The 23,798-nt window shown below is 55.2% G+C and carries 21 protein-coding genes and 1 other annotated feature; of the genes, 11 read left to right on the top strand and 10 right to left on the bottom strand.

Going from position 1 to position 23,798, the window contains the following annotated elements:
• The first annotated feature begins 66 nt into the window (after positions 1-66).
• Entirely contained in the window at positions 67-3,159 is a 3,093-nt protein-coding gene (locus ACOTXR_RS07345) for a beta-galactosidase (RefSeq protein WP_078309378.1), read from the top strand.
• A 37-nt stretch (positions 3,160-3,196) separates the two neighbouring features.
• Here the strand turns inward: ACOTXR_RS07345 and ACOTXR_RS07340 are convergent, their stop codons facing one another.
• Positions 3,197-4,762 carry an EAL domain-containing protein gene (locus tag ACOTXR_RS07340; RefSeq protein WP_058690565.1) on the bottom strand — a complete coding sequence of 522 codons (1,566 nt, stop codon included), beginning with the start codon at positions 4,760-4,762 and terminating at the stop codon, positions 3,197-3,199.
• Between the two features lie 221 nt (positions 4,763-4,983).
• On the opposite strand from ACOTXR_RS07340, the gene ACOTXR_RS07335 reads away from it, so the two are divergent.
• Together ACOTXR_RS07335 and ykgO are read left to right on the top strand one after the other, a co-directional pair.
• Positions 4,984-5,244 (top strand): type B 50S ribosomal protein L31, encoded by a 261-nt coding sequence (locus tag ACOTXR_RS07335; protein WP_010428154.1) that lies wholly within the window; start codon positions 4,984-4,986, stop codon positions 5,242-5,244.
• 2 nt (positions 5,245-5,246) lie between these two features.
• Positions 5,247-5,387: a type B 50S ribosomal protein L36 gene (gene ykgO / locus ACOTXR_RS07330; RefSeq protein WP_003859006.1), complete on the top strand. Its 141-nt coding sequence runs from the start codon at positions 5,247-5,249 to the stop codon at positions 5,385-5,387.
• On the opposite strand, the gene ACOTXR_RS07325 is transcribed toward ykgO, so the two are convergent.
• Positions 5,384-6,094, bottom strand: coding sequence for a GNAT family N-acetyltransferase (locus tag ACOTXR_RS07325; RefSeq protein ID WP_014882798.1), 711 nt, complete (start codon positions 6,092-6,094; stop codon positions 5,384-5,386). The two genes, ykgO and ACOTXR_RS07325, sit on opposite strands and share 4 nt — an antisense overlap.
• Positions 6,095-6,195: 101 nt before the next feature.
• Here ACOTXR_RS07325 and ACOTXR_RS07320 point away from each other — a divergent pair, with 101 nt between their 5' ends.
• Positions 6,196-7,656, top strand: coding sequence for a PLP-dependent aminotransferase family protein (locus tag ACOTXR_RS07320; RefSeq protein ID WP_058690566.1), 1,461 nt, complete (start codon positions 6,196-6,198; stop codon positions 7,654-7,656).
• Here ACOTXR_RS07320 and ACOTXR_RS07315 read toward each other — a convergent pair.
• The 6 genes from ACOTXR_RS07315 to acrA all read right to left on the bottom strand — a co-directional run bounded on the left by ACOTXR_RS07315 (position 7,628) and on the right by acrA (position 14,582).
• Complete coding sequence (locus ACOTXR_RS07315) at positions 7,628-8,095, bottom strand: YlaC family protein (protein WP_014882800.1); 468 nt, start codon at positions 8,093-8,095, stop codon at positions 7,628-7,630. The genes ACOTXR_RS07320 and ACOTXR_RS07315 overlap by 29 nt on opposite strands.
• A 118-nt stretch (positions 8,096-8,213) precedes the next feature.
• Positions 8,214-8,765: a maltose O-acetyltransferase gene (gene maa / locus ACOTXR_RS07310; protein ID WP_014882801.1), complete on the bottom strand. Its 552-nt coding sequence runs from the start codon at positions 8,763-8,765 to the stop codon at positions 8,214-8,216.
• Between the two features lie 209 nt (positions 8,766-8,974).
• On the bottom strand, positions 8,975-9,193 hold the full coding sequence (locus ACOTXR_RS07305) for an HHA domain-containing protein (protein ID WP_014882802.1): 219 nt from the start codon (positions 9,191-9,193) through the stop codon (positions 8,975-8,977).
• Between the two features lie 27 nt (positions 9,194-9,220).
• Positions 9,221-9,595 carry an Hha toxicity modulator TomB gene (tomB, locus tag ACOTXR_RS07300; RefSeq protein ID WP_008499288.1) on the bottom strand — a complete coding sequence of 125 codons (375 nt, stop codon included), beginning with the start codon at positions 9,593-9,595 and terminating at the stop codon, positions 9,221-9,223.
• 624 nt (positions 9,596-10,219) lie between these two features.
• The gene (acrB, locus tag ACOTXR_RS07295) at positions 10,220-13,366 is read right to left on the bottom strand and encodes a multidrug efflux RND transporter permease subunit AcrB (protein ID WP_014882803.1); all 3,147 of its coding nucleotides are present in this window, start codon (positions 13,364-13,366) and stop codon (positions 10,220-10,222) included.
• Between the two features lie 22 nt (positions 13,367-13,388).
• Entirely contained in the window at positions 13,389-14,582 is a 1,194-nt protein-coding gene (gene acrA, locus ACOTXR_RS07290; RefSeq protein WP_014882804.1) for a multidrug efflux RND transporter periplasmic adaptor subunit AcrA, read from the bottom strand.
• 141 nt (positions 14,583-14,723) lie between these two features.
• On the opposite strand from acrA, the gene acrR reads away from it, so the two are divergent.
• Together acrR and mscK are read left to right on the top strand one after the other, a co-directional pair.
• Positions 14,724-15,377, top strand: coding sequence for a multidrug efflux transporter transcriptional repressor AcrR (gene acrR, locus ACOTXR_RS07285; RefSeq protein WP_014882805.1), 654 nt, complete (start codon positions 14,724-14,726; stop codon positions 15,375-15,377).
• Between the two features lie 112 nt (positions 15,378-15,489).
• The gene (mscK, locus tag ACOTXR_RS07280; RefSeq protein ID WP_032637303.1) at positions 15,490-18,837 is read left to right on the top strand and encodes a mechanosensitive channel MscK; all 3,348 of its coding nucleotides are present in this window, start codon (positions 15,490-15,492) and stop codon (positions 18,835-18,837) included.
• A 1-nt stretch (position 18,838) separates the two neighbouring features.
• Here mscK and rsmS read toward each other — a convergent pair whose 3' ends face one another.
• Together rsmS and priC are read right to left on the bottom strand one after the other, a co-directional pair.
• On the bottom strand, positions 18,839-19,024 hold the full coding sequence (gene rsmS / locus ACOTXR_RS07275) for a pleiotropic regulatory protein RsmS (RefSeq protein ID WP_014882807.1): 186 nt from the start codon (positions 19,022-19,024) through the stop codon (positions 18,839-18,841).
• Positions 19,025-19,038: 14 nt separating this feature from the next.
• Positions 19,039-19,566, bottom strand: a complete 528-nt coding sequence (gene priC, locus ACOTXR_RS07270; RefSeq protein WP_058690568.1) for a primosomal replication protein N'' — start codon at positions 19,564-19,566, stop codon at positions 19,039-19,041.
• Between the two features lie 50 nt (positions 19,567-19,616).
• Here priC and ACOTXR_RS07265 point away from each other — a divergent pair, with 50 nt between their 5' ends.
• The 5 genes from ACOTXR_RS07265 to recR all read left to right on the top strand — a co-directional run bounded on the left by ACOTXR_RS07265 (position 19,617) and on the right by recR (position 23,704).
• Complete coding sequence (locus tag ACOTXR_RS07265) at positions 19,617-19,994, top strand: DUF454 family protein (protein WP_023332251.1); 378 nt, start codon at positions 19,617-19,619, stop codon at positions 19,992-19,994.
• Between the two features lie 152 nt (positions 19,995-20,146).
• On the top strand, positions 20,147-20,698 hold the full coding sequence (gene apt, locus ACOTXR_RS07260) for an adenine phosphoribosyltransferase (protein WP_000127359.1): 552 nt from the start codon (positions 20,147-20,149) through the stop codon (positions 20,696-20,698).
• An 88-nt stretch (positions 20,699-20,786) separates the two neighbouring features.
• The gene (dnaX, locus tag ACOTXR_RS07255; protein WP_058690569.1) at positions 20,787-22,712 is read left to right on the top strand and encodes a DNA polymerase III subunit gamma/tau; all 1,926 of its coding nucleotides are present in this window, start codon (positions 20,787-20,789) and stop codon (positions 22,710-22,712) included.
• Positions 22,042-22,106, top strand: a sequence feature (DnaX frameshifting element). (Overlaps the previous gene by 65 nt.)
• 54 nt (positions 22,713-22,766) lie before the next feature.
• Positions 22,767-23,099, top strand: a complete 333-nt coding sequence (locus ACOTXR_RS07250; RefSeq protein ID WP_014882811.1) for a YbaB/EbfC family nucleoid-associated protein — start codon at positions 22,767-22,769, stop codon at positions 23,097-23,099.
• Positions 23,099-23,704 carry a recombination mediator RecR gene (recR, locus tag ACOTXR_RS07245; RefSeq protein ID WP_014882812.1) on the top strand — a complete coding sequence of 202 codons (606 nt, stop codon included), beginning with the start codon at positions 23,099-23,101 and terminating at the stop codon, positions 23,702-23,704. The genes ACOTXR_RS07250 and recR overlap by 1 nt, the downstream gene beginning before the upstream one ends.
• Positions 23,705-23,798: the final 94 nt, after the last annotated feature.

Genomic DNA, 23,798 nt, shown 5'->3' with positions numbered 1-23,798 from the left:
GCTTTACCCTCGCTCAGTGCCAGGGCATGTTAACCAAAATTGTGAGCGCTTCGCAAAGAGGTTAGTATGCCCAACACTTTATCACCGACGCTCGGTGCCATTCTGGCCCGACGGGACTGGGAAAACCCCGGCGTTACCCAGTGGAACCGGCTGTCGGCTCATGCGCCGTTACACAGCTGGCGCCATGAATCCTCGGCCCTGAACGACGAGGAGTCAGTCAGCAGACGTTCTCTTAACGGGGCGTGGCGGTTTAATTATTTTCCTGCACCCGAGCAAGTCCCGGAGGCATGGGTAACGGAAGATTGCGCGGACGCCGTTGCGATGCCCGTGCCGTCTAACTGGCAAATGCAGGGGTTTGACACGCCCATCTACACCAACGTCACCTATCCCATTCCCGTCACGCCGCCTTTTGTTCCGCAAGAGAACCCAACCGGATGTTACTCGCTCACATTTGAGGTGGATGACGCCTGGCTCCACGGCGGGCAAACCCGCATTATCTTTGACGGCGTGAACTCGGCGTTTCATCTTTGGTGCAACGGACAGTGGATAGGCTATTCCCAGGACAGCCGCTTGCCCGCCGAATTCGATCTCTCGGCGGCGCTGCGCGCCGGGGAGAACCGCCTGGCGGTCATGGTACTGCGCTGGTGCGACGGCAGTTATCTTGAAGACCAGGACATGTGGCGGATGAGCGGCATTTTCCGCGACGTCACTTTGCTGCATAAACCCGAAACGCAGATCGCCGATTACCATGTGGTGACGGACCTGAACGCTGAGCTGGACCGCGCGGTGCTGAAAGTGTCGGTCGCGCTGACAGGCGCTCGCTACGCGGAGTGCGATGTCACGATAACGCTGTGGCGCAACGGTGAACGCTGTGCCAGCGCGACCCAGCGGCCAGGCTCTGCCATTGTGGACGAGCGCGGCGGCTGGGCTGAGCGGTTAACGGTGGCGATCCCCGTCGAGCACCCTGCGCTGTGGAGTGCTGAAACGCCGGAACTGTATCGCCTGACGATTGCGCTTCTCAACCCGCAGGGTGAGGTGGTGGAGGTCGAGGCATGCGACGTTGGCTTCCGCCGCGTTGACGTCAGCAATGGCCTGCTCAAGCTCAACGGTAAACCGCTGCTGATCCGCGGCGTTAACCGACATGAGCACCACCCTGAAAACGGCCAGGTGATGGATGAAGCAACCATGCGTCGCGATATCGAAATCATGAAGCAGCACAACTTCAACGCCGTGCGCTGCTCGCACTATCCTAATCATCCGCTGTGGTACCGGCTTTGCGATCGTTATGGGCTGTACGTCGTTGACGAAGCGAATATCGAAACGCACGGTATGGTGCCGATGAGCCGCCTCGCTGACGATCCGCGCTGGCTACCTGCCATGAGTGAGCGCGTGACCCGCATGGTGCAGCGCGACCGAAATCATCCTTCGATTATTATCTGGTCGCTGGGCAATGAAACCGGTCACGGTGCGAACCACGATGCGCTGTACCGCTGGCTGAAAACCACCGACCCGATGCGCCCGGTGCAGTATGAAGGCGGCGGGGCGAATACGGCAGCGACCGATATTGTCTGCCCGATGTACGCCCGGGTCGATCAGGATCAGCCTTTCCCGGCAGTCCCTAAATGGTCAATCAAGAAATGGATCGGCATGCCGGATGAAACGCGTCCGCTGATCCTCTGCGAATACGCCCACGCGATGGGCAACAGCTTTGGTGGGTTTGCGAAATACTGGCAGGCGTTTCGCAATCATCCTCGCCTGCAGGGCGGGTTTGTCTGGGACTGGGTCGATCAGGCCCTGACGAAGCAAGACGAAAAGGGTAACGCGTTCTGGGCGTACGGCGGAGACTTTGGTGATAAGCCGAACGATCGGCAGTTCTGCCTCAATGGTCTGGTATTCCCCGACCGTACCCCGCATCCGGCGCTGTACGAAGCGCAGCGCGCCCAGCAGTTCTTTACCTTTACGCTGGTGAGCACTGCTCCGCTGGTGATTGAGGTGCAAAGCGGCTACCTGTTCCGCCACACCGATAACGAGGTGCTGTGTTGGACGATTGCACGTGATGGAGAGGTGCTGGCCGCGGGCGAGGTCACGCTCGCGATGGCTCCCGAGGGCACCCAGCGTCTGGAGCTCGATCTGCCTGCGCTGAAGGCCGGGCCGGGAGAGATCTGGCTGAATGTTGAGGTTCGCCAGCCGCGGGCAACGCCGTGGTCACCGGCTGGCCATCGCTGCGCGTGGGAGCAGTGGCCGCTCCCGGTTCCTCTCTTTATTGCGCCGACAGTGTCTGCGGGCGAACCTCCCGTGTTGACGCAACATGACCTCATGCTGGAGATAACGCATCAGCAGCAGCGCTGGCAGTTCGATTGCACTTCCGGAAACCTGACCCAATGGTGGCGAGATGGCGTGGCACTGTTTATTTCACCCGTGACGGATAGCTTCAGCCGCGCGCCGTTGGATAATGACATTGGCGTGAGCGAAGCGACGAAAATCGATCCGAACGCGTGGGTTGAACGCTGGAAAGCAGCGGGTATGTACGATCTCACCTCCCGCGTACTGTCCTGTGATGCAGAGCAGCATGCTCGCGAGGTGGTGGTCAATACCCTGCATGTCTGGGAGTACCACGGCAAAGCGCTGTTCCTGAGCCGTAAAACCTGGCGGGTGGACGAGCAGGGCGTTCTGCATGGTGATATTCAGGTCGATATGGCGTCTGATATCCCTGAGCCCGCGCGGATTGGCCTGAGCGTTCATCTCGCCGAAGCGCCGGAAAACGTTCACTGGCTGGGGCTGGGGCCGCACGAAAATTACCCGGACAGAAAGCTGGCGGCACAGCAGGGGCGCTGGACATTGCCCCTGGAGGCGATGCACACGCCGTATATCTTCCCGACGGAAAATGGTTTGCGCTGCGATACCCGCGAACTTGTGGCAGGAACGCATCTGCTGAATGGCCGGTTCCACTTCTCACTAAGCCGCTACAGCCAGCAGCAGTTGCGCGAGACAACCCATCACCACCTGTTGCGTGAAGAGCCGGGGTGTTGGCTCAACCTCGACGCGTTCCACATGGGCGTGGGCGGCGATGACTCCTGGAGCCCCAGCGTCTCGCCGGAATTTCTCCTGCAGACGCGCCAGCTTCGTTATCGCTTCAGCTGGCGTCAGAAGGCGGTCTGACGGGCAGTCCCGCGGCCATATTTTGTGTCCGCGGGGCTTAGTCAGAATACTTCCCGAGGTTATTTTCAGCCCACAGAATAAATTCCGTCTTTGGCAGCGCCTTACTGTAGAACCACCCCTGCCCATACTGCACCCCATGACGGTGCAGCCACGCGAGCTGCCCTTCAGTCTCGACACCCTCCGCCACCATCGCCAGCTTCAGCGATTTCGCCATTTCAATAATGTGCGGCGTGACGTTTTTGTACTCCAGCGCATCCACGAACGATTTATCAATTTTGAGCGTATCTACGTCGAGATCCTGCAGATAGCTCAGGCTGGAGTAGCCCGTGCCAAAGTCATCAATATAGACAGGGTGACCGGAATGGCGTAGCGCGGCGATAGCCGGGGCGCTGATTTTAGGGTCGGCAAAACCGCGTTCGGTGAGCTCAAGAGCGATTTGTCGCGGATGAATTTTCCATTTATTCATTAACTTACTCAGCAATGGTGGCAGTTTGCCGGAGGTCAAATCGGCAGGGGCGAGATTAATGGAGATATGCTGATCGGGGTGGTGTTGCAACCAGTGGCCCATATCTTCAAACACTTTTTCAATGACTAACTGCGTGAGCTGCGAGATGAGCCCGGTTTGTTCAGCAAGGGGAACAAAAATATCCGGCGAGAGGCTGCTGCCATCTGGCTGAGGCCAGCGCGCCAGCGCCTCTGCCCCCACCACTTTCCCGCTACAGAGCGCCACGATGGGCTGATAGTGAACCACAAAATCCCGGCTGTTAATGGCGTCAAGCAGGCGATTGCGGGGCGACTGGATGCGACGCAGTATCCGCAAGACAAACAGTGCGGCGAGCAAGCTTATCAACATGCCAAACGGTAACCAGAAAAGGAGTTGCCTGTGCCAGGTATCAGCCAAAGGTTTGAGCGGAGCCCAGGTCACGACGTTAAAGCCCAACTCAGGGACAGGCTTCATCACGTACATTGAACCGTTGTACTGGACGCGGTCTCCCTCTCGTTCCTGAATCATCTCGCGGATATGCGGCGCGAGTGGATTAGTGCTGGCAAAAATGCGGTGTGTTGCGGTTCCGACCAGGGCTGCGTCGATGGCTATTTCCCCGAAGGGGATCACATCCACCAGCGAGTCAGGATCGATCATGACAAGGTAGCGGCCTTTGCCCAGCACAACCATGTAGCGGTGAAATCCCAGATCGTTTTGCGCCGTCAGCCATGCGCTGTAACCATCCCGGGTAATGCGCGTTGGTGGGGGGAAGGGGGAGGCATGGCTGGATTGCTCCAGCGAGGAGCAGCGTGGTTTCAGGTTGTCGGTATAGATCGCTTCCTGGACATATCGCCAGGAAAACGCGGCCCGGCGCATCTCTTTTAAATGCGAAGGGCTGCACGGCACGCCGTCATACGTTTGCAGATGATTAAGCGCATCTTTTGCCTGAGCCAGGACCCTGTCGGTTCGTATCAGCACACGAGAAGCATAGTTATCCAGCGCATCGACAAATTTCTCTTCCGCCTGGCGATGCGCCAGCCAGATGCTCAGGCAAATGGGAACCAGCACAGAAAAGATAAGTATGCCAGTCACCAGACTGACCAGATGTCGGGTATTCATGCTGTCGTTTCCTTTCTCATATGTCGAAATCCGGACGCTGAGTTCCCTGCCTGAAGAGAAAGATTTTACCGCGAAATGATACAGTTATAGCACGTGGGCGGCCTGGTTTTTATTTTATCTCAGGTAAACCTGTAAAATATCAGTGGCAAAAGGGGGGTTGTTTTTTCAACAAGGGCTGGATATTATTTTGTTATGTTATAACAAAACATGAGAGATTGATGATGAAACCCGATATCCATCCAGCGTATCGCACTGTGGTATTCCACGACACCAGTGCCAATGAATACTTTAAAGTCGGCTCAACCATTAAAACTGACCGCGAAATTGAACTCGACGGTGAAACGTATCCATACATCACCATCGAGGTTTCTTCGAAATCGCACCCGTTTTATACCGGTAAGCAAAAAACGTTCTCCACAGATGGCAGCGCGGCGCGCTTCCGTAAGCGTTTTGGCGGTTTTCTTAATGCGAAGCGGGGGTAATGATGCAGGTGCTTAACTCATTGCGCAGTGCGAAACAGCGTCACCCGGATTGCCAGATAGTCAAACGCAAGGGACGCTTATACGTGATTTGCAAATCCAATCCGCGCTTTAAGGCGGTTCAGGGGCGTAAGAAAAGACGCTAGGCGCGTATTTCTCGCCAGCTTTCCAGGGATCTTTTCTGTTTGCCATCGGCGGTAAAATTGTCGGTGGCAAGCCAGCCTTCAAAGGCGCTCGCCAGCGCCGGCCACTCTTTGTCGAGAATCGAAAACCAGTCGGTATCCCGGTTACGGCCTTTTATGACCAGCGCCTGGCGAAACCGCCCTTCAAACTGAAAACCCAGGCGCAGTGCGGCTTTGCGTGAAGGTGCGTTCAGGCTGTTGCACTTCCATTCGTATCGCCGATAGCCCAGGGTATCAAACACGTACCGCATCAGCAGGTATTGCGCTTCTGTCGACATTGGCGTGCGGCTCAACAGGGGCGAGAAATGAACGTGACCCACCTCCACGACGCCGTTTTTCGGATCGATCCGCATCAGGGCCAGCGTTCCCACCGGAGACTGGGTCTGATTATCAATGACGGCAAAGTGCATCGGGTCAGATAAGTCACTCACGCTCGCCACCCATTTGGCATATTCAGCGGCCGTGGCATCAGGTTCGCGCAGCAGCCACGTCCAGCTACGGGTGTCTTCGGCCAGGGAATAGGCGGAGAAGAGCGCCTCGGCATGCGCCACGCGCAGCGGTTCAAGCCGACAAAAACGCCCCTGCAGTACCACCCGGGACGGATGGGGTCGAGGCTGCCAGTCGATAAGGGCGTCGCCCACGGGTTGTCCAAACTCATTGAATGTCTTCATCCTCATTTCCGTGACGTTGAAAAGAGCTTCAGACTAGTGAATTGCTGGTTCCTTAAAAAGCACCACTCGGCTATGTTTTGTTGGTACCACAAGGAGATGAGATGAATATACCGGGTGATGAATTTTATACTTTGCTCCATGCTGCACTGAAAAAGCGTGGGGATGAGACGCTCCAGCGGGCGCTCTATCTGGCTTTGCGAGAGGCCATCCTCAGCGGGAAACTTCAGTCCGGTAGCCAGCTATCCGGCTCGCGAACGCTGGCGCAGCAGCTTGCGGTTTCCCGGAACACCGTTAACGCGGCGCTGGACCAGCTTACGCTTGAAGGCTATTTGCTGCGTAACCGGCAGGGGACAAAGGTTGCTCAATTTGCGCATCGCGCACGCGTCCGGGCATTGCCGGCGCCTGAGGTTGTGCTGGCAAAACGGGTCACTCATCTGCCTGCGCCGGTGCAGCGTGATACTCCGGTCATGGCATTTACGCCGGGAACGCCCGCCATCAACTATTTCCCGTTGCCGCTGTGGCGGCGATTGTACGATCGCGTCTTGCGCGAGGAGGGGAACGCTCTGCTTGGGTATGGCGATCCGGCCGGAGAGCCGTCGCTTCGTGCGGCGATTGCTCGCCACCTCGCGCTTTCCCGGGGCATTGACTGCGACGCCAGCCAGATAGTGATAACCGAAGGGGCGCTTGAAGGGGTTAATCTGTGCACGATACTGTTGAGCGAACCTGGCGATGTTGCCTGGGTGGAAAACCCCGGCTACGCCGGGGCCAAAAGTGCCTTTGTCAAAACCGGCCTGACAATGACGGGAATGCCGGTGGATGATGAGGGAATGTGCTGGGAAGGGCGGAATGCGCCTTCCCCCACGCTGATTTTCACTTCGCCCTCGCATCAGTTCCCTTACGGAAGCGTGCTCAGCGCTCGGCGGCGGCTGGCGTTGCTGGAGCTGGCCCGACAGCACAACGCATGGATCATTGAAGATGATTACGACAGCGAGTTCCGTTATGCCGGTGAGCCCGTACCGGCCATGCTGGGAATGGTGAATAACGCCCCTGTTGTGTATCTCGGAACCTTCAGCAAAACGTTGTTTCCGTCACTCAGAATGGGGTTTATGGTGCTGCCGCCCGCACTGGCGAAGGCGTCGCGCGCTGCCATTGGCTCGCTGCTGCGCGGCGGGCATCGTGCGGAGCAGCGCACCCTCGCGCTGTTCATTGAAGAAGGTCACTATGCCCGTCATCTTGCTGCCATGCGGCGGCTTTATCGTAAACGTTACCGCCAGCTGCGCGAGGCGCTGAGCACAGCGCTTCACACCCCTCACCGTATTCTTGCCGGAGAGGGCGGGATGCACCTGACGGTGACGATTAACGGTATTGATGACCAGAGGCTGGTGGAGAAGGCGAGGGCATTTCAGCTGGCACCCGCTGCGCTGAGCGGGTACTACCTGGAGGCGAAGCAGGGACAAACCGGTCTGGTTTTAGGTTATGGCAATACCTCTGCTTCGCAGTTTGTGCCGGGTATCCGACGCCTGCAGGCGTTAATTACGCAGCAGCAGGGCGGGAAAGAGTAAAGACATCATAGAAAGAGAGCTGACCTTTGGTGGAAACCATTTTTTGCAGCTTCTCTTTTTGCACGGTTTCAACGGCCGGAGAGTGCATGATGCTCTCGATAAGCTCCGCAGGCACGAAACGCGTGTTGTACCATTCACCGTTGTAGCAGACCCGGAAATCGAGCACGTCGATATCTTCGTAACGGTAGCGGGGATTCACGTCGAAAAAGAAAAAAGCGTTAAAGACGACAAATAACACAACCAGTAGCCAGACGGAGTCCACCAGCGTTTCGGACTTCAGCATCACAATAAGCGTTGCCAGCCAGGCGGCATACATTGCGACAAACAGTCCGGGATGTTTGCGGATAAAGCTGATGCTAAAGCGCGGGCGATTATCGCGCTTTTCGCGGAGGTTAAGATCGTCGATGGTGGCGGTAAGCAGGCGCTGTATCTCGGTCATTTTTTGCCTTTATGCGTGTAGACAATACAGGGTATCTACCAATTTTAGGGGAGCCATCCCGCTGAAAAAAGTAACAGTCAGGCGCTAAAAGACCATAACAGTTGACTCCCCCGGGATCTTACAGCGTTTTGATGATCTTCGCCGGGTTACCCCCAACGACGACATTAGACGGGACGTCTTTCGTCACGACGGCACCGGAAGCGACGACCACGTTGTCACCCAGGGTAACGCCTGGGTTAATGACGGCCCGTCCGCCAATCCAGACATTATTGCCAATAGTGACGGGCTTACCAAACTCGACGCCGCTATTACGTTCTTCCGCATCCAGGGGATGGGTTGCTGTATAAATATGAACACCCGGCGCGAGCATACAGTTATCGCCAATATGAACAGGACACACATCCAGCATCACGCAATCGAAGTTCGCGTAAAAGTTTTTGCCCAGATAAATGTTATATCCATAGTCGCAGCGGAAACTCGGCTCAATATAAGCCCCTTCACTTTGCCCCAGCAGTTCCGCCAGAATAGTCTGGCGTTCTGTTTTTTCATCAGGCGCAGTGTGGTTATAGCGATGGATGAGATGGCGTGCCCGCAGTCTGTCGGCTCGTAGTGTCTCATCACCCGGGCGGTAATGTTCACCTGAAATCATCTTCTGTTTTTCAATGCTCATCGTAAACCTCTCTGGATGTGATTCCTGAAGGGTAATCGCAACTGGCCAGGAGGGGAACGTTCCCGAAAAGCCGATGTGAGCAGAGTCACAACATTGTTGCTGATGAGCGCGTTTAACACGGAGACCTGGCTTTCGCACAGGGAGCATAACGGGACAGGTAAATACAGCTTAGAACGTGGCGTAGAAACTCTACAGACACACTTCAAAGATCAACGAACAAATTTCCACACGGATGTGGGGATTTTGTCATATAACTTATTCATCGTTAGCTCAGCGAGGCGATGGTCAGCAGCTGAATAAAATACCGCCAGTTCATTATCAGAAAGCTCGTATTTATTCTTTTCAATGACACGTTCGAGGGTGTCAATTGACTGACAACGACGTAAGCGCATCAAATAATCGACCTTTGTGAGTGGTTTTTCAGACATAAATTCACCTTAGTAATTGTAATAATTTTAACAGGAAAGGCTAACGGGGTTAGCTCTGCTCACGTTGACGAAACAGCGGAATAGTCGGTTTCCCGATTTGCGCCATTTTTGCAAATCCTGAGCGTTAATGCCGTAACTACTGAACAACATAAAGGTGTCGTCCAGGTATTCATCAATTTGCTCAATGAGCTTATTATCTTCATTGTACTTAATTTTATAATTAAGTGCGAAGGTAGCGATATGCTCGATAAGCTCGTTCAACTGTAAATTGATGGCAGACGTTGGATCGTTTACCCAGCCATGGTTACTTTCATCAAGATTGGCAAGGCAGTCATGGTACAAGGATTCGCAGAGAAATTTCAACTGCGCGATATCATGCCGTTTTGGCGAGTACTCGTCCATAGCGCATCCCCTTCTGAGTGATTTATTACTCACCGAACATCATTGTCGGGATGGATACAACTGACTTAGCTACATGAGTGCTGTGTTCCTGATAACCTAACTATAAGCCACTCCTGTCTGGATTTCACCGCGCTATTACGAAAAATTACAAATAAAACCGCAGGCTGCGAGACTCTACGCAAATGTTCATCCGGAACGGAACATTTTTATCCAGATTAACGCTTGTTTTGTTAGGGAGGGTGCGAATAAGTACCCTCCGCAACGAAAATGAAACTTTTAGTCAATTAAATTCAATCACTTACATAGGCGTTTTTTTGCGTTTGGTGACTTATTCGCACCTTCCTTAGCTTCCTTACGTTTCATTAGCTTAGGTTTGCGCCTGAAGAAAAAGTTCAAATCCGGAGTTCTGTTTTTCCGAACTTTTAATTAGGAATATTCCTAACCCTCTGACCGAAGAAATGAATTTAAAAAAATCCTGTATTCTCGGATTACGTTATCCGTTATTTATGATATGTCCTGTTACGCTGGCAGAAAATAAATAAAACCACAATAAGCGTATTTTATGATTTTTTCTTAAAATGAAAAAGGCCGCTAATGCGGCCTTTTTATGATGTGAAACCGGTATCAGTGCGGTTCTACCGAATGACTGTGCTCAACATCTTCATTTTTGCGGCTGAAGCGGCGGCGAACCACCACGAAGAACACCGGAACGAAGAAGATAGCCAGCACGGTCGCGGTGATCATACCGCCCATCACGCCAGTACCGACCGCGTTCTGCGCACCGGAGCCCGCGCCAGAGCTGATAACCAGCGGCAGTACGCCGAGGATAAACGCCAGTGACGTCATCAGAATAGGACGCAGACGCATACGTACCGCTTCAAGCGTCGCCTCGATAAGCCCTTTACCTTCTTTCTCCATCAGGTCTTTGGCGAATTCAACGATAAGTATCGCGTTCTTCGCCGACAAGCCAATGGTTGTCAGCAGGCCTACCTGGAAGTACACGTCGTTGGTCAATCCACGGAACGTCGCCGCCAGCAGTGCACCGATAACCCCGAGTGGAACCACCAGCATAACGGAGAACGGAATCGACCAGCTCTCATACAGTGCCGCCAGACACAGGAATACCACAATCAAAGAAATGGCATACAGGGCAGGGGCCTGGTTACCGGACAGACGTTCCTGATAGGACATACCGGTCCAGTCATAGCCGATGCCCGAAGGCAATTTGCTCGCCAGCTCTTCCATCAGGTTCATGGCTTCACCGGTGCTTCGGCCTGGTGCGGCCTGACCCAGGATCTCCATTGATGGCAGACCGTTGTAACGTTCCAGACGTGGTGAACCATATTCCCAGCGTGACGTTGAGAACGCCGCGAACGGAACCATCTGACCATTGCTGCCGCGAACGTACCAATTGTTAATATCGTTCGGCAACATACGGTACTGCGCCTCTGACATCACGTACACTTTCTTCACACGACCACGGTCGATGAAGTCGTTCACGTAGCTACCGCCCCAGGCCGCGCCCAGTGTGGTATTGATGTCGCTGATGGACACGCCCAGCGCCTGTGCTTTCTCCTGGTCGATATCGATCTTGTACTGCGGCGTATCTTCCAGACCGTTTGGACGCACGCCAACCAGCAGGTCAGGGTGTTTCGCCACCTCGCCGAACAGTTGGTTACGTGCCTGCGTCAGTTTTTCGTGACCCAGACCGCCCTGGTCGATCAGCTGGAAGTCGAAACCGGTCGCGGTACCCAGTTCAACAATCGCTGGCAGGTTAAAGGCAAAGACCATCGCATCCTTAATCTGCGAGAAGGTCCCCATTGCACGGCCAGTGATGGCCTCAACTTTGTTCTCTTCGCCCGGACGATCCGCCCAGTCTTTCAGAGAGACGAAGGCGATACCGGTGTTCTGACCACGACCCGCAAAGCCAAAGCCGTTAACCGCAAACACGGACTCAACGTTCGCTTTCTCTTTGGTGAGGTAGTAGTCCGTCACTTCATCCAGCACTTTCTGGGTACGCTCCTGCGATGCACCCGCCGGAAGCTGCGCCATCGTCAGGAACACGCCCTGGTCTTCATCAGGCAGGAATGAGCTTGGCAGACGAACGAACAGATAGGCCATGCCGACGACAATGATGATATAGAGCAGCAGATAACGACCGGTGCTACGCAGGATGTTGCCCACGCTGTCGGTGTAGTGGTGCGTGCTCTTGTCAAACATGCGGTTAAACCAGCCGAAGAACCCTTTATGCTCGCCATGACCGCCTTTCTGAATGGGCTTCAGCATGGTGGCACACAGCGCAGGCGTCAGGATCAATGCGACCAGCACCGACAGCGCCATCGCGGAAACGATGGTAATCGAGAACTGGCGGTAAATCGCACCGGTAGAGCCGCCGAAGAAGGCCATCGGGATAAATACCGCCGACAGTACCATCGCGATACCGACCAGCGCGCCCTGGATCTGGCCCATGGATTTACGGGTTGCTTCCTTCGGCGGTAAACCCTCTTCCGCCATGACACGCTCGACGTTCTCTACCACTACGATGGCGTCATCCACCAACAGGCCGATGGCAAGCACCATCCCGAACATCGTCAGGGTATTTATCGAGAATCCAAAGGCCGCAAGGATGGCAAAGGTCCCCAGCAGAACGACCGGCACGGCGATGGTTGGGATCAGCGTCGCGCGGAAGTTTTGCAGGAACAGATACATCACCAGGAAGACCAGGATAATCGCTTCTACCAGCGTTTTAACCACTTCATGAATCGAAATTTTTACGAACGGCGTCGTGTCGTACGGGTAGACGATTTTCAGACCTGACGGGAAGAACGGTTCCATCTTCTTCAACTCTGCGCGGATCGCCGTGGCGGTGTCCAGGGCGTTAGCGCCGGTCGCCAGTTTAATACCCAGACCGGAAGCCGGTTTACCGTTAAACTTCGCAATGATGTCGTAGTTTTCGCCACCCAGCTCCACTTTCGCTACGTCGCGCAGGCGAACCTGCGAACCGTCCTGATTCACTTTCAGCAGGATTTTGCTGAACTCATCGGCGGAGGTCAGACGGGTTTGCGCGATAATGGACGCGTTAAGCTGCTGGCCTTTCACAGGTGGTGTACCGCCTAACTGACCGGCTGCCACCTGGGCGTTCTGCGCTTTAATCGCGTTAATCACGTCAACCGGCGTCAGCTGGAAGTTGTTCAGTTTGTTCGGATCCATCCAGATACGCATCGCGTACTGAGAACCGAACAGCTGAACGTCACCCACACCGGAAGTACGGCTGATGGCATCCTTCATGTTGGCGCCCACGTAGTCGGAAATATCCTCCTGCGTCATGGTGCCGTTGGTGTTGATAACGCCAACAACCATCAGGAAGCTACTGGACGATTTCTCGACGCTCACGCCCTGCTGTTGTACTTCCTGCGGCAGCAACGGCATTGCCAGCTGCAGTTTGTTCTGCACCTGAACCTGCGCGATGTCAGCATCGGTACCTGACTCGAAGGTCAGGGTGATCTGTACTGTACCGGTTGAGTCACTGTTTGATGACATGTACATCAGGTTATCGATACCGTTCATGTTCTGTTCGATAACCTGGGTGACGGTGTCCTGCACCGTTTTCGCATCAGCGCCCGGGTAGGTTGCGGAAATTGTCACCGCCGGTGGCGCAATCGTTGGATATTGCGCGACAGGCAGCTTCAGGATCGCAAGTCCCCCGGCCAACATGATGATAATGGCGATCACCCACGCAAATATGGGGCGATCGATAAAGAAATTAGGCATGTCTTAACGGCTCCTGTTTAAGTTAAGACTTGGTTTGTTCTGACTGGTCAGCGGCCGAAGCAGATTGTTTATCGTCAGATTTCACTTCCTGTGCTTTGACCTGCGCACCAGGACGAACTTTTTGCAAACCAGTAACAATCACGCGATCGCCATCTTTCAGACCTTCCGTCACCAGCCATTTATCGCCAATCGCCTGAGTGGCGGTAATGTTGCGCATTTCGACTTTGTCATCCGCCCCGACAACCAGCGCGCTCGCATCGCCACGTGGCGTACGGGTCACACCCTGCTGTGGAACCAGAAGTGCGGTTGGATTGGTGCCTTCTTCCAGACGCGCGCGAACGAACATACCTGGCAGCAGATTTTTGTCAGGGTTCGGGAAAATCGCCCGTAAGGTGATGGAACCGGTAGTCTGGTCGACCGTCACATCGGAGAACTCCAGAGTCCCTTCCTGCGGGAACTTGATACCGTCGTTGGTCACTAGCTCCACTTTGGCTTTGCCGTTTTCCTGTTTCAGGGTGCCGTTAGCCAGCTCCTGTTTCAGGCGCAGGAAATCATTGCTGGACTGGGTTACGTCAACGTAGATCGGATCAAGCTGCTGCACGGTAGCCAGCGCAGTGGTTTGTCCGTTCTGTACCAGCGCCCCTTCCGTGACGGAAGATTTACCAATACGACCGCTGATAGGGGAGGTCACTTTGGTATAGGCCAGATTAATACGTGCGGTTTCGACGGCCGCTTTGGCGGCCACCACGGCGGCGTTAGCCTGCTGGGCATCGGCCAGAGCGGTATCATAATCCTGTTGACTGATGTACTTCGTACCGAGCAGTTTTTGATAACGGTTCAGCGTCAGCTGGGCGATTTTGGCGGCGGCTTGCGCTTTTGCCAGGTCGCCTTTGGCGCTTTCATAAGAGGCCTGATAGGTCGCGGGATCAATCTGATACAGAGACTCACCGGCTTTCACATCACCGCCTTCGGTAAAGTTACGTTTCAGGATAATGCCACTCACCTGAGGGCGAACTTCCGCAATGCGATAGGCATTGGTACGGCCAGGTAATTCGGTGGTGATCTGCAGAGGTTCAGATTTGAGTGTCACTACGCCGACTTCTGGCGCCTGCTGAGCTCCTTGTTGAGCTGGTTTGTCGTCACATCCTGTTAGCGCTAAGCTGCCTGAGAGCATCAGAACGACCGCCAGAGGCGTTAACCCTCTGTTTTTGTTCATATGTAAACCTCGAGTGTCCGATTTCAAATTGATCAATGGTCCTGAGTCCAAAAACCCATTGCTGCGTTTATATTATCGTCATGCTATGGTACATACATTCACAAATGTATGTAAATCTGACTCCTGTAAATTCACTCACCTATGGCACGAAAAACTAAACAACAAGCGCTGGAAACCCGACAACATATCCTTGATGTGGCAATACGTTTGTTCTCTCAGCAGGGTGTTTCATCAACCTCGTTGGCACAAATTGCTCAGGCTGCTGGCGTGACTCGGGGTGCGATTTACTGGCATTTTAAAGATAAGTCAGATCTGTTCAGTGAAATCTGGGAGCTTTCAGAGTCCAGCATTAGCGATCTTGAGAGTGAGTATCGGGCAAAATTCCCTGACGATCCACTCTCAGTATTAAGAGAGATATTAGTATATATCCTTGAAGCTACGGTAGTTGAAGAACGTCGCAGATTAATGATGGAAATAATTTTTCATAAATGCGAGTTCGTGGGCGAGATGGCGGTGGTGCAGCAGGCGCAGCGTAGTTTGTGCCTGGAGAGTTATGACCGCATTGAACAAACGCTCACCCAGTGTATGCAGGCGAAGCTGTTACCGGCTAATTTACTGACTCGTCGGGCGGCTATCCTGATGCGCAGCTATATTTCGGGCCTGATGGAAAACTGGCTTTTTGCGCCGGACTCCTTTGACCTCAAGCAGGAAGCACGCAGCTACGTCGCGATTTTACTGGAAATGTGTCAGTTCTGCCCGACGCTGCGCAGCGATGCCCCTTCGTTACCCGCCTGAGCCATTCCAGGATTTATCTTAGAGGATAACGTTCACGCTATTCTGCTTCAGACGAGCGTGATATTCTTCACGCCGGACTATTATCGGTCATCTGCTGACATCATTCACAACTATGCTGCCCATCAATCGCTCGCAACATCCTGTTTTTGCATTGCTCTTTGCTATGCTGTTTTTCTTCTCCACCGGACCGCTTTCGTGGGCCCGCGCAGATAACAGTACGGATATCCCCTCACGCAGTGATGTTCAGTCGCAACTCGACACCCTGAACAAACAAAAAGAGCTCTCTCCGCAGGAGAAACTCACCCAGCAGGATCTGACAGAGACGCTGGAAAACATTGATAAAATTGAGCGCGTTAAAGCAGAAACCACCCAGCTTCGTCAGAAGGTGGCGCAGGCGCCTGAGAACATGCGCAAGGCCACGGAAGCGCTGAATGCGCTGAGTGACGTCGATAACGACGACGAAACGCGTAAGACGCTCGCCACGCTTTCTTTGCGTCAGCTGGAGTCGCGCGTTGCCCAACTGCTCGACGATCTGCAAACCGCGCAGTCCGACCTCGCGACCTACAACAGTCAGCTCGTCTCTCTGCAAACCCAGCCCGAGCGCGTGCAAAATGCGATGTATACCGCGTCTCAGCAGCTGCAGCAGATCCGCAACCGCCTGAACGGTACGACGGTGGGGGAAGGGACGCTTCGCCCAACGCAGCAAACTCTGCTGCTGGTTCAGCAGTCATTACTCAATGCGCAAATTGAACAGCAGCGTAAAAGCCTGGAAGGGAATACGGTGCTGCAGGACACGCTCCAGAAACAGCGTGATTACGTCACGGCGAATATTAACCGTCTGGAACACCAGCTTCAGCTGCTGCAGGAAGCGGTAAACAGTAAGCGTCTGACCCTGACGGAAAAAACGGCCCAGGAGGCGGTATCGCCGGACGAAACAGCCCGTATTCAGGCCAACCCGCTGGTGAAACAGGAGCTGGAGGCTAACCATCAGCTGAGTCAGCGTCTGATTCTGGCGACGGAAAACGGCAACTCGCTGGTTCAGCAAAACATTAAAGTGAAAAACTGGCTGGATCGGGCGCTGCAGGCGGAACGCAACATCAAAGAACAGATCGCGGTCCTGAAAGGTAGCCTCCTGCTGTCGCGTATTCTCTACCAGCAGCAGCAGACGCTGCCGTCCGCCGACGAGCTGGAAGACATGACTAACCGCATTGCGGATTTGCGTCTGGAACAATTTGACGTGAATCAGCAGCGTGATGCCCTTTTCCAGAGCGATAACTTCGTCGCCAAAATTGAAGAGGGTCATTCCAGCGACGTGAACCCGGAAGTGCATGACGCGCTGCTCCAGGTCGTCGATATGCGCCGTGAGCTATTGGATCAGCTCAACAAACAGTTGGGCAACCAGCTGATGATGGCCATCAACCTGCAGATCAACCAGCAGCAGCTGGTCAGCGTTTCCAAAAGCCTGCAGGAGATTTTGACGCAGCAAATTTTCTGGGTGAACAGCAACAAGCCGATGGACTGGGACTGGGTGAAGTCCTTCCCTGAGCAGCTGAAAACGCAGATCAAGAGCATGAAAATCACCGTGAACTGGGAGAAAGCCTGGCCTGCGGTAATGATTGCTTTCCTGGCGGGATTACCCCTGCTGCTGATTGCCGGTCTGATTCGCTGGCGTTTGAAATGGCTTAAACAGTACCAGGCGAAGCTGGCCTCGGAAGTGGGGCAACTGCGCAACGACAGCCAGCTCCATACGCCAAAAGCGATTCTGATCGACCTTATTCGCGCCCTGCCGGTGTGCCTGATTATTCTGGCGGTAGGCCTGATTCTGCTCACCATGCAGCTTAACGTCAGCGATCTGCTGTGGGCATTCAGCAAAAAACTGGCGCTGTTCTGGCTGGTGTTTGGCCTGTGCTGGAAGGTCCTGGAAAAAGACGGCGTTGCGGTCCGTCATTTCAACATGCCTGCCCAACTGACCAGCCACTGGCGTCGACAGATTGTACGTGTCAGCCTGGCGCTTCTGCCGCTTCACTTCTGGTCAGTTGTTTCTGAACTGTCTCCGCTGCATCTGATGGATGATGTGCTGGGTCAGCTGGTCATTATGCTGAACCTGCTGCTGATTGCCATCCTCATGTGGCCGATGTGCCGCGATAGCTGGCGTGATAAAGAGTCCCACAATATTCGTCTGGCCACCGTGACGGTACTGGCGATCATTCCGCTGGCGCTGATGGTGCTTACGGCGACGGGCTACTTCTATACCACGCTGCGTCTGTCCGGGCGCTGGATCGAAACGGTCTATCTGGTGATCGTCTGGAATCTGCTCTATCAAACCGTACTGCGCGGATTAAGCGTCGCGGCTCGCCGTATTGCTTACCGTCGTGCCATCGCGCGTCGTCAGCATCAGGTGAAAGAGGGCGCCGAAGGGGCGGAGCCACAGGAAGAACCGACCATCGCGCTGGAGCAGGTCAACCAGCAGACGCTGCGTATCACCATGCTGGTGATGATCGCGCTGTTTGCGGTGATGTTCTGGGCTATCTGGTCTGATTTAATTACCGTTTTCGCCTACCTCGACAGCATCACCCTCTGGCAGTACAACGGCACCGAAGCTGGCGCTGCGGTGATGAAAAGCGTCACCATGGGCAGCCTGCTGTTTGCGCTGGTGTCGTCGGTGGTAGCCTGGGCGCTGATTCGCAACCTGCCGGGTCTGCTGGAAGTGCTGGTCCTCTCGCGGCTGAACCTGCGTCAGGGGGCGTCGTACGCTATCACTACGATCCTGAACTACGTCATTATTATTGTCGGGGCGATGACGGTATTCGGCTCGCTGGGCGTCTCGTGGGATAAACTCCAGTGGCTGGCGGCCGCCCTCTCGGTAGGTCTGGGTTTTGGCCTGCAGGAGATCTTCGGTAACTTTGTCTCCGGTCTGATCATCCTGTTCGAACGTCCGGTGCGAATTGGCGATACCGTCACCATCGGTACGTTCTCCGGTACGGTCAGCAAGATCCGCATTCGTGCCACCACGATTACCGATTTCGATCGCAAAGAGGTGATCATCCCGAACAAGGCGTTCGTGACCGAGCGTCTGATCAACTGGTCGCTCTCTGATACGGTGACGCGCGTGGTGATCCGCCTGGGCGTAGCCTATGGATCGGATCTGGAGAAGGTGAAAGAGGTGCTGCTGAAGGCAGCCTCAGAACATCCGAAAGTGATGCACGATCCGGCTCCGGCGGTGTTCTTCACCACCTTCGGGCCAAGCACGCTGGATCATGAACTGCGTTTATACGTGCGTGAACTGCGTGACCGTAGCTACACGGTAGATGAGCTTAACCGGTCTATCGATCGCCTGTGCCGTGAAAACGATATTAATATCGCCTTCAACCAGCTTGAAGTTCACCTGCGTAACGAAAAAGGTGATGAGCATACGGAAGTGAAGCGCGACATTAAAGGTGACGATCCCACTCCGGCTTAATCTATTTTCCCTCTCCCTGTGGGAGAGGGTTAGGGTGAGGGCTACTGGCCTTCACCTTTCCTTCAAAATCCCGCTGCACAATCGCCAGCGCTTTCAGCACCGTTTCGGCGGGAATATCATGATTCTCCAGCAGCATAATTAAATCGACGGCCAGTTTGACCTCATCGGGTGCATTTTCCAGTGACATGGGTGTGGCTCCTGTTAGCGGGTCAAACGTTCAATGACGCGTTCAATCTCATCCAGCGCCTGACGGCAGCGCACAATGCGGCCTTCCAGGGCGCTAATCTCGCGCATCAATAATTGCTGTTCTTCCAGCGTTTCGCTGTTATTCAGCCGCACTTCGCGCTCACGTTTCATCTCAAACAGTCGGCGTTCAAACTCCTGATTCTCCAGCCGCTTGCGCTGCCATTTGCCGAGTCCGGGCGAGCCGCTGTCCCAGGCGCGTAGCGGCCAGGCGGCAATTTCGCGATGCAGGGCGGTGATTTGCTCAGTGAGATGCTCTGCAAGCCACGCCACCTGTTCCTGCTGTTCACTTTCAACCGCATGGCAAAGCTCGTCAAGGCGGGTCTGCGCCTCAGCCAGGTAATCCTGAATGACCGTACTGCGGGTACGAAAAAGCTGCCGATCAAAGCGCGGCTTCAGCGTGGCGTGCCCCAGCAGAGGGGTGGCCTCTGCTCGCAGGGTGGTCAACTGTTTTTGCAGCGTCTCCAGAAGCAAGGCTGTTTTCAAAACGCTCTCCAGTGGTAAAGTAGCCGTTCAGTTTGATAACGATTCGCATTATGCAGCGTACTATTTTAATCATCATTGGCTGGCTCGCGGTAGTGCTGGGTACACTGGGTGTGGTTTTACCCTTACTGCCCACCACGCCGTTTATCCTGCTGGCAGCCTGGTGCTTCGCCCGCTCGTCGCCGCGTTTTCACCACTGGCTGCTTTATCGCTCATGGTTTGGTGGCTACCTGCGCCACTGGCAAAAACACCGTGCCATGCCGCCCGGCGCGAAGCCGCGCGCGATTGCGGTGATCCTCATTACCTTTGCTATTTCATTATGGCTGGTGAAAATGATGTGGGTGCGGATCCTGCTGCTGATCATTCTGACCTGCCTGCTTATCTTCATGTGGCGGATCCCCGTGGTTGATGAAAAGCAACAAAAGCACTGAAGCCTCATAATGGCTGTTGCAATTATTGCGTACAGCCAGTAAATTCGACCGTTTTCGAGCACAGGCGCGCCTGGTTAAAGGTTAAACGATTGTTACCTTTACCCACTCCGTTGCGCGTCGTGAGTAACACTGTTTCATTTAGGCACAAACCGATGACCGCAACTGCACAGCAGCTTGAATATCTGAAAAACAGCATCAAAAGCATCCAGGACTATCCAAAACCTGGCATTCTTTTCCGTGATGTCACCAGCTTGCTGGAAGACCCGAAAGCGTACGCGCTCAGCATTGAACTGCTGGTCGAGCGTTATAAAAACGCCGGGATCACCAAAGTAGTAGGTACCGAAGCCCGTGGCTTCCTGTTTGGCGCACCGGTTGCGCTGGCAATGGGCGTGGGTTTTGTGCCGGTGCGTAAACCGCGCAAACTGCCGCGTGAAACCATCGCAGAGAGCTACGAGCTGGAGTACGGCACCGATCAGCTGGAAATCCACGTTGATGCGATCAAGCCTGGCGACAAAGTGCTGGTGGTGGACGATCTGCTGGCGACCGGCGGCACCATCGAAGCGACCGTGAAGCTGATCCGTCGTCTGGGTGGTGAAGTGACCGACGCGGCGTTCATCATTAACCTGTTCGATCTCGGCGGCGAACAGCGCCTGGAAAAACAGGGCATTACCAGCTACAGCCTGGTGCCATTCCCGGGTCATTAATCCCGGTTTTCACAACCTCGCTCAATGGGTGAGGTTGTGATAGCATTCCCCTCCATAAATTCACCTTCCAGCGTTGCAGAGCCTGCCCATGAGTTATCAGGTGTTAGCCCGTAAATGGCGACCACAAACCTTTGCTGACGTTGTCGGTCAGGAGCATGTGCTGACGGCCCTGGCGAACGGCTTGTCGCTAGGTCGCATCCATCACGCCTATCTTTTCTCCGGCACCCGCGGCGTCGGTAAGACCTCAATTGCCCGTTTGCTGGCGAAAGGTCTCAACTGCGAAACCGGGATCACCGCCACGCCGTGCGGCGTGTGTGATAACTGCCGGGAGATCGAGCAGGGGCGTTTTGTCGATCTGATCGAGATCGACGCCGCCTCGCGCACGAAAGTGGAAGATACCCGCGATCTGCTGGACAACGTACAGTACGCCCCAGCGCGCGGTCGCTTCAAGGTCTACCTGATCGATGAAGTGCACATGCTGTCGCGCCACAGCTTTAACGCCCTGCTGAAAACGCTGGAAGAGCCGCCCGCGCACGTGAAATTCCTGCTGGCGACGACCGATCCGCAAAAGCTGCCGGTCACCATTCTGTCCCGCTGCCTGCAGTTCCACCTGAAGGCCCTGGACGTAGAACAGATCCGCGCCCAGCTCGAACACATTCTCGATGAAGAGAAGATCGTCCATGAGCCGCGCGCCCTGCAACTGCTGGCGCGTGCAGCGGACGGCAGCCTGCGTGATGCGTTAAGCCTGACCGACCAGGCAATTGCCAGCGGTGACGGTAAGCTCTCTACCGAAGCAGTCAGTACCATGCTCGGTACGCTGGATGACGATCAGGCGCTTTCACTCATCGAAGCGATGATTGCCGCCAACGGTGAACGCGTCATGACGCTGGTCAATGCTGCGGCTGGCCGGGGGATTGAATGGGAAGCGCTGCTGGTTGAGATGCTCAGCCTGCTGCACCGCGTGGCGATGCTGCAGCTTTCTCCGTCGGCAATTGGCGCAGATATGGCCGCCATTGAACAGCGGATGCGTGAACTTGCCCGCACCGTGCCGCCTGCCGATGTACAGCTTTATTACCAAACTCTGCTGATTGGTCGTAAAGAGCTGCCGTTCGCGCCGGATCCCAGGATGGGCGTAGAAATGACGCTGCTGCGCGCGCTGGCGTTCCACCCGCGCATGCCGCTGCCGGAACCGGAAGCGCCGCGGCAGTCTTTCGCCCCGGTCGCCCCAACGGCGGTGATGTCACCTCAGCAGGTGCCACCGCAGCCGACACCGCCGCCGCAAAACGTGCCGCTGTCGGATGCCACCAGTTCGGTGCTTGCCGCTCGCAGTCAGCTGCAGCGTGCGCAGGGAGTAACCAAACCAAAAAAGAGTGAACCGGCAGCGCCAGGAAGAGCGCGGCCGGTGAACAACGCCGCGCTTGAACGACTGGCCTCGGTAACGGAGCGCGTACAGTCGCGCCCGGCACCGTCCGCGCTCGAGCAGAAAGCCCCGGCGAAAGAAGAGGCATACCGCTGGAAGGCGACCACCGTTGTCGAAACGGTAAAGGAAGAGGTCGCTACGCCGAAAGCGCTGAAAAAGGCGCTGGAGCATGAGAAAACGCCGGAGCTTTCCGCGAAGCTCGCAGAAGAATCTATTGCCCGCGATGCCTGGGCCGCTGAGGTCAGCAAACTCCAGCTGCCGAAGCTGGTCGAGCAGGTTGCGCTGAACGCCTGGAAAGAGCGGGACGGTAATCAGGTGCGTTTACACCTGCGTCCTGGTCAGCGACACCTGAATTCGCCAGGCGCGCAAAAGGCGCTGGCCGAGGCGCTCGCCACATTACAGGGTGCGCCGGTTGAATTGACTATCATTGAAGATGATAATCCGGCAGTGAAAACGCCGCTTGAGTGGCGCCAGGCCATTTATGAAGAGAAACTCGCGCAGGCGCGCGAGGCGATTATTGCGGATAACAACATTCAGACCCTGCGCCGGTTCTTCGACGCCGATCTGGATGAAGAGAGTATTCGCCCCATTTGATCGTGAGTCTGACTTACGGTTGTAATCCTTAAACGTGAAAGAAGAGAGAAGCCTATGTTTGGTGGAAAAGGCGGTCTGGGTGGCCTGATGAAGCAGGCTCAGCAGATGCAGGAAAAAATGCAGAAGATGCAGGAAGAGATCGCTCAGATGGAAGTCACGGGTGAATCCGGTGCCGGTCTGGTCAAGGTGACCATCAACGGTGCGCATAACTGCCGTCGCGTTGAAATCGACCCAAGCCTGCTCGAAGACGACAAAGAGATGCTGGAAGATCTGGTTGCTGCCGCGTTTAACGATGCTGCGCGCCGTATCGACGAAACCCAGAAAGAGAAAATGGCCTCTGTTTCCAGCGGTATGCAGCTGCCGCCGGGCTTTAAGATGCCATTCTGATGCAAACCAGTCCGCTGCTCACGCAGTTAATGGAAGCTCTGCGCTGCCTGCCGGGCGTTGGCCCGAAGTCGGCGCAGCGCATGGCGTTCACGCTTTTGCAGCGCGATCGCAGCGGCGGGATGCGCCTGGCGCAGGCTCTGACCCGCGCGATGTCAGAAATTGGTCACTGTGCGGATTGCCGCACCTTTACCGAGCAGGATGTGTGTAACATCTGCTCGAATCCGCGTCGTCAGGAGAACGGTCAGATTTGCGTGGTGGAGAGTCCGGCGGACATCTATGCCATCGAACAAACCGGGCAGTTTTCCGGCCGCTATTTCGTGCTGATGGGGCATCTCTCCCCGCTGGACGGTATCGGCCCGGACGATATCGGTCTTGACCGCCTTGAACAGCGTCTTGAGTCCGAAACGATTAAAGAGGTGATCCTCGCCACCAACCCAACGGTGGAAGGGGAAGCAACCGCCAACTACATCGCCGAGCTGTGCTCACAGTACGGCGTTGACGCCAGCCGCATCGCCCACGGCGTGCCGGTGGGTGGTGAGCTGGAGATGGTGGACGGCACCACGCTGTCGCACTCTCTGGCCGGGCGTCACAAGATTATTTTCTGACCAAGCGGAGGCTGCGTTCGCGGCCTCCGCTTGAAATTTCTCTCCCTTATCCCCATCTCTCACTCAACGTTTTACAACCCCATTAAATGGCATT

Source organism: Enterobacter cloacae complex sp. IR53030 (assembly GCF_049238365.1).
In the GTDB taxonomy this organism is placed as follows: domain Bacteria; phylum Pseudomonadota; class Gammaproteobacteria; order Enterobacterales; family Enterobacteriaceae; genus Enterobacter; species Enterobacter kobei.
The sequence above is the reverse complement of the archived record's forward strand: the minus strand, read 5'-3'. Positions and strand labels throughout refer to the sequence as shown.